12 protein-coding genes and 1 tRNA gene are annotated in these 11,368 nt (G+C 70.2%); 1 reads left to right on the top strand and 12 read right to left on the bottom strand.

The genetic code is table 11. The annotated features are described in order from the left end of the window. Nucleotides 1-154: 154 nt before the first annotated feature. The 5 genes from ACGFJ2_RS36710 to nadD form a co-directional block, all read right to left on the bottom strand. Nucleotides 155-227 (bottom strand) — tRNA-Ala (locus ACGFJ2_RS36710). A gap of 65 nt (nucleotides 228-292) precedes the next feature. Next, on the bottom strand, nucleotides 293-1,213 hold the full coding sequence (locus tag ACGFJ2_RS36705; RefSeq protein ID WP_357939811.1) for a TetR/AcrR family transcriptional regulator C-terminal domain-containing protein: 921 nt from the start codon (nucleotides 1,211-1,213) through the stop codon (nucleotides 293-295). Nucleotides 1,214-1,401: 188 nt separating this feature from the next. Beyond that, nucleotides 1,402-2,025 (bottom strand): histidine phosphatase family protein, encoded by a 624-nt coding sequence (locus tag ACGFJ2_RS36700; RefSeq protein WP_357939809.1) that lies wholly within the window; start codon nucleotides 2,023-2,025, stop codon nucleotides 1,402-1,404. Continuing rightward, nucleotides 2,022-2,417, bottom strand: coding sequence for a ribosome silencing factor (gene rsfS / locus ACGFJ2_RS36695; RefSeq protein ID WP_357648089.1), 396 nt, complete (start codon nucleotides 2,415-2,417; stop codon nucleotides 2,022-2,024). The genes ACGFJ2_RS36700 and rsfS overlap by 4 nt, the downstream gene beginning before the upstream one ends. 91 nt (nucleotides 2,418-2,508) lie before the next feature. After that, a complete protein-coding gene (gene nadD, locus ACGFJ2_RS36690) occupies nucleotides 2,509-3,126 on the bottom strand; it encodes a nicotinate-nucleotide adenylyltransferase (protein WP_357648087.1) in 618 nt (205 codons plus the stop codon). Between the two features lie 121 nt (nucleotides 3,127-3,247). Here nadD and ACGFJ2_RS36685 point away from each other — a divergent pair, with 121 nt between their 5' ends. Then, nucleotides 3,248-4,279, top strand: a complete 1,032-nt coding sequence (locus tag ACGFJ2_RS36685; protein ID WP_357939807.1) for a M48 family metallopeptidase — start codon at nucleotides 3,248-3,250, stop codon at nucleotides 4,277-4,279. Nucleotides 4,280-4,290: 11 nt separating this feature from the next. Here the strand turns inward: ACGFJ2_RS36685 and ACGFJ2_RS36680 are convergent, their stop codons facing one another. The 7 genes from ACGFJ2_RS36680 to rplU form a co-directional block, all read right to left on the bottom strand. Further along, complete coding sequence (locus tag ACGFJ2_RS36680; RefSeq protein ID WP_357939805.1) at nucleotides 4,291-6,063, bottom strand: protein kinase; 1,773 nt, start codon at nucleotides 6,061-6,063, stop codon at nucleotides 4,291-4,293. Nucleotides 6,064-6,145: 82 nt separating this feature from the next. Next, complete coding sequence (locus ACGFJ2_RS36675) at nucleotides 6,146-6,322, bottom strand: hypothetical protein (RefSeq protein ID WP_357939803.1); 177 nt, start codon at nucleotides 6,320-6,322, stop codon at nucleotides 6,146-6,148. Nucleotides 6,323-6,388: 66 nt separating this feature from the next. After that, on the bottom strand, nucleotides 6,389-7,669 hold the full coding sequence (locus tag ACGFJ2_RS36670) for a glutamate-5-semialdehyde dehydrogenase (RefSeq protein ID WP_358181243.1): 1,281 nt from the start codon (nucleotides 7,667-7,669) through the stop codon (nucleotides 6,389-6,391). A 159-nt stretch (nucleotides 7,670-7,828) separates the two neighbouring features. After that, a complete protein-coding gene (gene proB, locus ACGFJ2_RS36665) occupies nucleotides 7,829-8,947 on the bottom strand; it encodes a glutamate 5-kinase (protein WP_357939799.1) in 1,119 nt (372 codons plus the stop codon). Between the two features lie 200 nt (nucleotides 8,948-9,147). Further along, a complete protein-coding gene (gene obgE, locus ACGFJ2_RS36660; RefSeq protein WP_393476345.1) occupies nucleotides 9,148-10,497 on the bottom strand; it encodes a GTPase ObgE in 1,350 nt (449 codons plus the stop codon). Nucleotides 10,498-10,740: 243 nt separating this feature from the next. Next, nucleotides 10,741-10,998 (bottom strand): 50S ribosomal protein L27, encoded by a 258-nt coding sequence (gene rpmA / locus ACGFJ2_RS36655; RefSeq protein WP_090773491.1) that lies wholly within the window; start codon nucleotides 10,996-10,998, stop codon nucleotides 10,741-10,743. Between the two features lie 16 nt (nucleotides 10,999-11,014). Then, the gene (gene rplU, locus ACGFJ2_RS36650; RefSeq protein ID WP_357939795.1) at nucleotides 11,015-11,317 is read right to left on the bottom strand and encodes a 50S ribosomal protein L21; all 303 of its coding nucleotides are present in this window, start codon (nucleotides 11,315-11,317) and stop codon (nucleotides 11,015-11,017) included. Nucleotides 11,318-11,368: the final 51 nt, after the last annotated feature.

The raw sequence follows: 11,368 nt of genomic DNA, 5'->3' as shown, positions 1-11,368 counted from the left end.
GAAAACCAAAAAAAGAAACAGCCCGGAGCGAAGCGAAGGCCGATTGGCCCGACGCTGGGGGTCCGGGGGTTATCCCCCGGGGTAAACAACGAGGTGGCCAAGGGGAGCAAAGCCCCCGTAGGGGGCGAGCGACCATACCAACCCCGCCAACGAGTGGAGCTATGGGGATTCGAACCCCAGACCCCCTCCATGCCATGGAGGTGCGCTACCAGCTGCGCTATAGCCCCTGGTCACCGTGACGAGCTGGCTCGTGACGGCGCTCCGAGAGCATATAGCCATCGCGGGGATTCGCCTAATCGCGCCGTCCATGCGCCGCACTGGCCACCAGTACGGCCAGCCCGTCCAGCTGGCGCCGCAGCCCGAACTCGAAGAGCGAGTCCAGGTCGAGGTCGAGTCCCGGCTGCACGATCACCCTGGCCATGGTCGGAAAGCCGCCGGAGGAGAGCGCCTCGGCCAGCTGCCCCTCCCTGACCGCCGCAAGCCCCTCATGGTCGGCCTCCGGGGCCGCCGCGACCCCTCGTACGAACCCGGCCAGCGACACGCTGGCGTGCAGCATGGCGTTGGGGGTGAGGCCGAGGCCGTCGAGGGCGCGCAGGATCCATTCGGTGTGCGCCATCGCGTTGCGGACGAACTCTGGCCTGGTGAGCGGGATGGCCTGGGACAGCCAGGGATGGCGGCGGTGGAGGCGCCATTGAAGCCGCAGCGATACCTCCAGCTGAGCGCGCCAACCGGGCGGCGGCTGTGCGGGCAGCGGAATCTCGCCGTAGGCGGCGTCCGCCATCAGGTGTACGAGCTCGTCCTTGCTCTGTACGTGCCGATGAAGCGACAGGACCGAAGCACCGAGCTCGGTGGCGAGCCGGTCCATGGAGGCGGCGGCAAGCCCTTCACTGTCAGCGATCTTGATGGCCACGCCGAGGACGCGCTGCTCGGTCTGGTCCGCGGGGGCGGACTCCAGCCCCCCACCGCCGTCAGCCGCCTCGGGCAGAGCGTCGACCCGGTAGACCACCACCGTGCCGATCCCGGGCACCGGGCGTACCAGCCCTTCGTCCCGAAGCGCGCCGATCACCTTGCTGGCCGTGGCCATCGCCACTCCCCAGTCACGCATGATCTGCCGGGTGGACGGGATCCTGTCCCCTGCCGCCAGCTCCCCTGCGGCGATCCGCCGCCGCAGCTCGCCGACGATCCGGAGGTAAGGCACCTCACCTCGGTCCACCGCGAAGTCTCCTCATCGCCCTAGCGCACTAAGACGAAATAACACCACATCCCCTCCGCCACCCGCACTAGAGCTACAAATCCGCTATCGCCGGAAGAATCCGCCCACGCAGCAGCCCCGGCTCACGCGACACGACTCGGACTCGACGCGACCCGGGCTCGACGCGGCAGACCGAGGGCCAGGCGTGGCTAGGCGTCCGGACGGTCGTCGCTGTTGACCGGCTCAGGCAGCGTACCCGCGTTGTGCTCGAGCAACCGCCACCCCTTACGTCCCTCCTGCAACACCGACCAGGAGCAGTTGCCGAGCCCGCCCAGCGCCGGCCAGAGCTCCTCAGGCAGCCCCAGCAGCTCACAGATGCCCAGCCGCAGCGCCGCCCCGTGTGAGGCCACGACCAGCAGGCCGTCGTCGTCGAGCCGGTCGGCCCAGCGGCGCATGGCGGCCGCCACCCGGCCGGCCACGTCGGCGACCGGTTCGCCGTCGGGGGCCTCCCAGGCCACGTACTCCTCCGGCCAGCGGGCGGCGATCTCGTCGCGGGTCAGGCCCTCCCACTGACCTCCGCCGCGTTCGCGGAGGTCCTTGTCGACGGAGACCTCGAGACCGACGATCCGGCCGAGCGCCAGGGCGGTGTCGTTGGCCCGCTGCAGGTCGGAGGAGACGATGACGGTGGGCCGCAGCGAGGCCAGCAGGGACGCGGCCCTGGCCGCCTGAGCGACACCGGTCTCGTCGAGTGGGATGTCGGAGTGGCCTTGGAAGCGACGCTCGACGTTCCACAGCGTCTGGCCATGCCTGAGGCAGACGATCCTCTTGCTCAAGTGCGAGCCCGCTGGATGTTGGCCTGCGCCACGCTCTCCGGGAGCGGGATGGCCGGGCAGTCCTTCCAGAGGCGCTCCAGCGCGTAGAAGGTGCGGTCCTCCTCGTGCTGCACGTGTACGACGATGTCGAGGTAGTCGAGGAGCACCCAACGGCCCTCGCGCTCACCCTCGCGGCGTACCGGCTTGGCGTCGGCCTCGATGCGCAGCCTGTCTTCGATCTCGTCGACGATGGCGCGGACCTGGCGGTCGTTCGTGGCGGAGCAGAGCAGGAACGCGTCGGTGATGACGAGTTGCTCGCTCACGTCGTAGGCGAGAATGTCATCGGCCAGCTTGTCGGCCGCGGCCTCGGCGGCGATCTGGACGAGCTGGACGGCTCTTTCGGATGCGGTCACGATGCGGGTCGGTCCTCCTGTGTCGGCAACATGCCCCTATGTTGAGGGTACCCGTTACGGCTCCGCAGCCCCACGTATGGCACGAGCACCTTCACCCCTCTGCGTGGTAAAGGCCGCGTTTGTTGATGTACTGCACGATTCCATCCGGCACCAGGTACCAGATCGGCTCACCCTTCTCCACCCGCTGCCTGCACTCCGACGAGGAGATGGCCAGGGCGGGGATCTCCAGCAAGGTCACCTTCCCCGGGGGCAGGCCCGGATCGTGCAGCGTGTGGCCGGGCCGCGTACATCCCACGAAATGGGCGAGTTCGAACAGTTCCTCGGCGTCCTGCCAGCTGAGGATCGCACCGAGGGCGTCGGCTCCGGTGATGAAGTAGAGCTGTGCCTCAGGTCCGTAGATCGCGGAGATCTCACGCAACGTGTCGATGGTGAAGGTGGGCCCGGGCCGGTCGACGTCCACCCGGCTCACCGAGAAGCGGGGGTTCGACGCGGTCGCGATCACGGTCATCAGATAGCGGTCCTCGGGCGCGGACACCTCGCGCTCCGACTTCTGGTACGGCCGGCCCGTAGGCACGAAGACGACCTCGTCGAGATTGAAGTGGTGAGCCACTTCGCTGGCGGCGACCAGGTGACCGTGGTGAATCGGGTCGAACGTCCCACCCATCACTCCCACGCGTCGCTTTCCCTGGACACTCGGCGCGTTCATCATGAAAGGACCCTACGCGTCGGCTATCCGACACCCACATGGCACCCCCCGCTGACCAAAGCGGTCACCAACCCCGTCACGAACCCAGGTGATGAACGCGCGCCGTCCCGGCTGCCGACGTAGCATGCCGGGCATGACGACCACCCCGGACCGCAACCGCGTCCAATTGCCCGGCATCTCGTCTCGTGCCTACGAACACCCCGCAGACCGGTCCGCGCTGGTCGCTCTGCGTAAGTTGAGTGGGTTCGACACGGTTCTCAAGCAGATGTCCGGCCTCATCAGCGAGCGCCGCCTGCGCCTGATGTACCTGGCGTCGGCCGTGCGTGTGAGCGAGACTCAGTTCCGCTCCCTCTACGACATGGGCCGCGACGCCGCCTACGTCCTCGACCTGCACCGGATCCCCGAGATCTACGTCCAGCAGGACCCGCAGGTCCAGGCCAAGGCCATCGGTTTCGACGACCCGTTCATCGTGGTGACCACCGGCCTGCTCAACCTCATGAACGAGGAGGAGCAGCGCTTCGTCATCGGTCACGAGACCTCGCACATCCTGTCGGGCCACGCCGTCTACCGGACGATGCTCGACATCCTCACCCGCCTGGCCACCCGCGTGGCCTGGATCCCGCTCGGCTACATCGGCCTGCGCGCGATCGTCGCGGGCCTGGAGGAGTGGTACCGCAAGTCGGAGCTCTCCTCCGACCGCGGCGGCCTGCTCACCGGCCAGGACCCGGACGCGGCCAAGCGCGCGCTGATGAAGCTGGCCGGCGGCGCCTACACCCACGAGATGAACATCGAGGCGTTCCTGGAGCAATACCAGGAATACGACACCGCTGGCGACCTGCGTGACGGCTTCCTCAAGGTGCTCAACCTGCTCGGCACCACCCACCCGTTCGCCGTGGTGCGCGTGGCCGAGCTCGACAAGTGGCACCGCGGCGGCGAGTACGAGCGCATCCTCGGCGGCGACTACCCGCGCAGGGAAGACGACGCCAGCGCCCGGGTCACCGAGGAGATCAAGGCCGCTGCCGAGTCCTACCGCGCGTCGTGGTCGCAGTCGCAGGATCCGTTCATCGGCGTACTGCGCGACGTGGCAGAGGGCGCGGTCAACGCGGGCGAGCGCATCTTCAACCGCTTCTCCCGCCGCGACGGCGGCCAGGGCTAACCCACAGCCGGTCACAGAAGCAGCGCGATAGCGCGCACCGCCGCCGCGCACAGGGCGACGAACCCGCCCAGCACGGCCAGTGCGCGCAGCCCTTCCCTGCGCAGATCCGGCAGATGAGCGCCGACCCGCTCGATCTCGCGTCCGGTGATGCCGCCACACAGCATCCCGAACACGACACCCGCGGCGGTGACCGGCGCGGGCTGCTGCCACCAGTCGGCATCGATCTGGCCGCCGCCGATCAGCCAGAGCGCGCCACCCGCCGCCACCGCGACGGGCACGCCCGGCCACACCACGGCGGTCGCGGTCGCACCGGTGAACGCGAACGGGAAGAGCACCACGCGCAGGGTCACCCTGACCCGGCGCGAGACCCGCTTCCTGACCATCCAGTGGCTCATCCAGAGCGTCCTGGTCAGCAGGACGAACGCGGCCGTGATCCCGATCGTCGCGATCGGCCAGATCACCGACGCCACCACACAGGGCACGGCCAGCACCGCGAGCAGCAACAGCGCGGCGTTGCCCGCGGGCAGCGTGGTGGAGCCCGACTCCGACCTGAGTCCGGTGTTGCGCGTGCCCGGCGTCCGGGGTTTCCCGGTCACGGCCTTCGTGCGGCTCCGTACGGGTGTGGCCTTGACGCCCTCGCCTGTGCGGAGCCGTGGCCCCGTGCCCTTTCCGTCCGTACTCGTGCGGCCGCGGGGTGCGGGCACCTTCCCGTCCGCACTCGTACGGCCGCGCGGCATGGGGACCTTCCCATCCGGGTTCGTCCGCGTCCGCGGCGCGGGCACCTTCCCGTCGTCCGCGATCCGGCCGCGCGGTGGCTTGGCCTCCTCACCGGTCCGGCTACGCGGCTTGGCCTCCTCCGCCGTACGGCTGCGGGCTTTCGCCTCCTCTGCCGTACGGCCGCGCGGCTTGGCCTCCTCACCGGCCCGGCCACGCACCGCGACGCCCTCCTCTGCCGCGGGCACGGCACGGGCGGCATCGGGCTCGGCGGGACTGGTCGCCTTGGCCAGCCGTGACAGGCGATCGGCCAGCAGCGCGGCCGTCGGGCGCTTGCCCGGCTCCCGATTCAGCGCGGCCCGCACCAGCGACAACAGCGCCACCGGCACGCCCTTGAGGTCGGCCTGCCCGTTGAGCACCGCGTACATCTGCGCCTCGGCCGTCCCCCGCCCGAACGTCGGCCGCCCGGTCGCCGCGAACGCCACCGTCGCCGCCCACGCGTGGATGTCGGCGGGCGAGTCGACGTGCTCATCGGCGAAGATCTCGGGCGCGGTGTAGCCGGGCGTGCCGAGAAAGGTGCCGGTCAGGGTGAGCCGGGTGGCGTCCAGCACCTGCGCGATGCCGAAGTCGATGAGGACCGGGCCCTCGGCGCCCATGATGATGTTCGCGGGCTTGAGATCGCGGTGCACCACGCCGGCCGCGTGGATGATCGCGAGCGCGGTGGCGATGCCCTGCGCCAGCTCCACCAGCTGCGCCATGTTGAGCGGGCCGCTGTGGCGCACCATGTCGAGCAGCGTGGCGCCCTCGATGTTCTCCATGACGAGGTACGGCCGGTCGCACGAGAGATCGGCGTCCAGCACCTTGGCCACGTACGGGCTCTCGACCCGGCGCAGCGCCCGGACCTCGCGTTCGAGCCTGACCCGCATGGAGTTGTCTTCTGCCAGGTCGTGCAGGACCTTGAGGGCGACCCGCTCGCCCCGGCGGGAGCTGGCGAGATAGACCTCGCCCATGCCGCCCCGACCGAGCCTCTCGAGCAGGGTGTACGGCCCGACCTTGCCGAGCTTGGTCACCGTCCCTCCCCGCCCGGCGCGCCCATAAGGGTCAACACCCTAGCGCTGGGACGCCTGATAGCGCGTGCGGCGCGCCGAAGCTTTATCGGCGGGATTGCTCGGACAGCATGCTGTCGAGCTCTGTCGTAAGCTCCGCCGACAGGTCCTTCCTGCCCTTCCCGCGCCAGTGGATGTGGCCGCGGCTCTCCATCCACAGCAGCAGCCGATCCGCGCCGGCCAGCACCACGGCCGCGAAGGCCAAGGCGATGACGATCTCCATGTAGACCAGTCAACCGAGCTCCTCCGCTGACCGGTCACGCCGACACGCCACCGCTGCCCAACCCCGTCAGGCGCCTGACCTTGGGATGACCGTGCCTGCTGATGTACGCAGATGCCCTTCGCCGGTATAGACCCATTTGGTGGACGTCAGCTCGGGCAGTCCCATCGGGCCGCGCGCGTGCAGCTTCTGGGTGGAGATGCCGATCTCCGCGCCGAAGCCGAACTCGCCGCCGTCGGTGAACCGGGTGGAGGCGTTGACCGCGACGGCCGCCGAGTCGACCAGCGACACGAACCTGCGCGCCGCCTGCTGCGACCGGGTGACGATGGCGTCGGTGTGGCCCGAGCCGTAGCGCCTGATGTGGGCGACGGCCTCCTCCAGCGAACCGACGACGGCGGCGGCGATGTCGAGCGAGAGGTATTCGGTGCGGAAGTCGTCCTCGGTGGCCGGCTCCACCTCGCCGTAGGCGGCGATCCGGTCGTCGCCGTGCACGGTCACGCCCGCGTCCTTGAGCGCCTGGAGCGCCCGGGGCACGAACGCGTCGGCCACCCCGGCGTGGACCAGGAACGTCTCAGCCGCGTTGCACACCGACGGCCGCTGCGCCTTGGCGTTGACCAGGATGTCGACGGCCAAGTCCAGATCGGCGTCGGCGTCGATGTAGACGTGGCAGTTGCCCACGCCGGTCTCGATCACCGGGACCGTCGACTCCTCGACCACCGAGTTGATCAGCGACGCGCCCCCACGCGGGATCAGCACGTCGACCAGGCCGCGGGCCCGCATCAGCTCCTTGACGGAGTCGCGCGTCAGGCCCGGCACCAGCTGCACCGCCCCGGAAGGCACCTCGGTGCCCTCCAGCGCGTCCTGCATCACCCGCACCAGCACGGTGTTGGAGGAGTAGGCACTGGACGAGCCCCTGAGCAGGGCCGCGTTGCCGCTCTTGAGGCAGAGCGCGGCGGCGTCGACGGTGACGTTGGGGCGACCCTCGTAGATGATGCCGATCACGCCCAGCGGCACCCTGAGCTGGCGCAGCTCCAGGCCGTTGGGCAGCGTGCTGCCCCGGATCACCTCGCCGACGGGGTCGGGCAGGTCGGCCACCTGGCGTACGGCCTCGGCGATGGCCTCGATCCTGGGCCCGTCGAGGCGCAGCCGGTCGATCATGGCCTCCGGCGTGCCCTGCTCCCGCGCCTGCGCGACGTCCTTGGCGTTGGCCTCGACGATCTCGGCGGTGTGGGCGACGAGGGCGTCGGCGACGGCGCGCAACGCCCGGTCCTTGGGCGCCCGCGGCAGCGGGGCCAGCTCGGCGGCGGCCTCTCGCGCCGCGCGGGCGACCTTCAGGAACTCCTCGGACATCACACGCTCCTCTGCCGACCGCCGGCGAGCCGGCTGCCTGCCTAATTGTGGCCTTCGGTATCCGGCCGCCTGGCTGCGGGCTTCCGGAGACCGATGGCCTGGTTGCTTTCGGTGACCGGTGACCGGTGGCCTGGCTGCGGGCTGCCGGTTTCCGGCTGTCTAGTTGTGGGCTTCCAGTATGACGATGTCGTCGCGGTGGATCAGCTCGCGCTCGTATTCGGGACCGAGCTCGTTGCCCAGGTCTCGCGTCGAGCGGCCGAGCAGTCCGGGGATCTCCACCGCGTCGAAGTTGACCAGCCCGCGCGCCACCACCCCGCCACGCGGCCCGCACAGGTCCACCGGGTCGCCGGCCGCGAAGTCGCCCTCCACCGAGGTGACCCCGGCGGGCAGCAGCGACTTGCGCCTGGCCACGATGGCCTCCACCGCGCCGTCGTCGAGCAGCAGCCGCCCGCGTCCGGTGGTCGCGTGGGCGAGCCAGAGCAGCCGGGTGCCGGGATGACGGCCGCCAGGGTGGAAATAGGTCCCGACATCGGCCCCGGCCAGCGCCTGGGCGGCGTGCGCGGCGGCGGTCAGCACGACGGGCACGCCGGCGCCGGTGGCGATCCTGGCGGCCTGCACCTTGGTGACCATGCCGCCGGTGCCGACCGCCGCGCCGTTCTTGCCGAGCTCGACGCCGACCAGGTCTTCTGGGCCGCGGATCTCGGCCAGCCGCCGGGACCCGCTGCGGCTCGGCGGCCCGTCGTAGAGGGCGTCGACGTCGGAGAGCAGGACCAGTGCGTCGCTGTGGATGAGATGGGCGACCAGGGCCGCCAGCCGGTCGTTGTCGCCGAAGCGGATCTCGTCGGTGGCGACGGTGTCGTTCTCGTTGACGATCGGCACGATGCCGAGCTCCAGCAGCCGGTTGAGGGTGCGCTGGGCGTTGGCGTGGTGGGCGCGGCGCATCATGTCGTCGGCGGTCAGCAGCACCTGGCCGACGCGCAGGCCGTAGCGGGCGAAGGAGGAGGTGTAGCGGGCGACGAGCACGCCCTGGCCGACGGAGGCGGCGGCCTGCTGGGTGGCGAGGTCGCGGGGGCGTGCGGTCAGCCCCAGCGGGCCCAGGCCCGCCGCGATCGCTCCCGAGGAGACCAGGACCAGCTGGGTCCCGGCGCGGCGGCGGGCGGCCAGCACGTCGACCAGGGCATCGACCCGGTCGACATCGATCATGCCTTGGGGGGTGGTGAGCGACGAAGAGCCGACCTTGACGACGACCTTCGACGCTGAGCTGATCTGTTCCCGCACGTTCGAAGCCTATCGGAGACCGGCGACCCGACCTTCCCGGCCGATGCTCCCGCCGTCGGCAACCGGCCGAGGACCGGGATGCCGCCGGGGCAGGCCACCCGGGACGGAAAGCCGGGGACGCCAGAGGGCGGGCCGGGCGACCTAGGACCGAAAGCCAAGGGCCGGGCGACCTAGGACCGAAAGCCGGGGGTCGGGCGCCGCTAGAACCGGTTGTCGGTGCCGCGCGGCCCCTGCCGTACGGACTCGGCGTTGAGCGTGGGCTGCCAGTCGAAGACGTAGCCACCCTCCATCGGCCCGATGACGACCTCCGCGCCCGCGGTGGCACCGGCCTTGACCAGCTGATCCTCGATGCCGAGCCGCTCCAGCCGGTCGGCCAGGTAACCGACGGCCTCGTCGTTGCTGAAGTCGGTCTGCCTGATCCAGCGCTCCGGCTTCTCGCCGGTGACCTGGAAGAGGTTGTCGTTGACCCGGCGGACGCTGAACCCGGCCTCGCCGAGCTGCTTGGGCCTGAGCACCAGCCGCGTGGGCTCCTCGACGGGCTTGGCGGCCCTGGCCGCGGCCACCCATTCGCCCATCGCGAACGTCAGCTCCCGCAGCCCGTCATGGGTGGCGGCCGAGATGGTGAAGACCCGCAGCCCCCGCTCCTCGAACTCTCCCCTGACCAGATCGGCCAGCTCCCGGGCGTCCGGCACGTCGGCCTTGTTCAGCACGACCATGCGGGGCCGGTCCTCAAGCTTGCCGTAGGCCTCCAGCTCGGCCTCGATCACCTCGTAGTCGCTGATCGGGTCGCGTCCCGGCTCCATGGTGGCGCAGTCGATGACGTGGATGAGCATGTCGCACCGCTCGACGTGGCGCAGGAACTCGTGCCCGAGCCCCTTGCCCTGCGACGCCCCCGGGATCAGCCCCGGCACGTCGGCGACGGTGAAGATGGTCTCGCCCGCGGTCACCACGCCCAGGTTGGGGATCAGGGTGGTGAACGGGTAGTCGGCGATCTTCGGCCGGGCCGCGGACAGGGCCGCGATCAGCGACGACTTCCCGGCGCTGGGGAAGCCGACGAGCGCCACATCGGCGACGCTCTTGAGCTCCAGCATGACGTCGAGCGCGTCCCCCGGCTCCCCGAGCAGCGCGAACCCGGGCGCCTTGCGCTTGGTGCTGGCCAGCGCCGCGTTGCCGAGCCCACCGAAACCGCCTTCGGCGATCACGTAGCGGGTGCCGACGCCCACCAGGTCGATGAGCACCTCACCGGTGGCGGCGTTCTTGACGACCGTCCCATTGGGCACCGGAAGGATGACGTCCCCGCCATTGGCCCCGTCGCGGTTGGACCCCTGGCCCTGCTTGCCGTTGTCGGCCTTGCGATGCGGCCGGTGGTGGTATTCGAGCAGTGTGGCGGTGTTGGGGCTCACCTCAAGGATCACCGCGCCGCCGCGCCCGCCGTTGCCGCCGTCGGGCCCGCCGAGCGGCTTGAACTTCTCCCGGTGCACGGACGCGCAGCCGTTGCCGCCGTCACCCGCCTTGAGGTGCAGCACCACTTGGTCCACAAAGTCAGCCATCCCGGCCCCTCCTCCTAGGCCGATCAAGGCCCGTCACATAACCCAGTCCACGGACCGGGGCCAAGAATGCGCACGTCACGGCGCGCGACCACGTCCACCGGAGGAGCGTGCCCCTGGACGGGCCCCGGCCCCGCACGGCGGGTGGGGCCCACCGCGCTGAGCCGTACACCATAAAAGCCATACAAACGCACTCAGGGACGGATCGAGAACCCGATCCGCCCCTGAGCAGGAAACTCTGAGAATCTACTCCGCCACCGGAACGATGCTCACCGCGCGGCGACCGCGCTTGAGACCGAACTGCACGTGGCCGGCGGCCAGCGCGAACAGCGTGTCGTCGCCGCCGCGGCCGACGTTGTCGCCGGGGTGGAAGTGGGTGCCACGCTGCCGGACGATGATCTCGCCCGCGTTGACCAGCTGGCCGCCGAAGCGCTTGACGCCCAGGCGCTGGGCGTTGGAGTCACGGCCGTTCCGGGTGGACGACGCGCCCTTCTTGTGTGCCATCTCTCTAACTCCCCGATCAGGCCTGGTCGATACCGGTGATCTTCACCTGGGTGTACCGCTGACGGTGACCCTGGCGCTTCTTGTAACCGGTCTTGTTCTTGTACTTCAGGATGCGGATCTTCGGCCCCTTGGTCTCACCGAGGATCTCGGCGCTCACCAGGAACTTGCCCGCCTCCGTGGTCACATCGCCGTCGTTGACGACGAGGACCGTCGGCAGCGAAACCGAAGTGCCGACCTCGCCGGCGACCTTGTCCACCTCGAGGACGTCACCGACGGAGACCTTCTGCTGCCTGCCGCCGCAACGAACGATCGCGTACACCGCGGAACCCTTCTACTGACTTCTGAATGCTGCGCCCGGCATTCGGTGCTG

The sequence above is a fragment of the Nonomuraea sp. NPDC049028 genome (assembly GCF_043197735.1).
GTDB lineage: Bacteria > Actinomycetota > Actinomycetes > Streptosporangiales > Streptosporangiaceae > Nonomuraea.
Note: the sequence above shows the minus strand (reverse complement) of the source record. Positions and strands in the feature narration are given on the sequence as shown.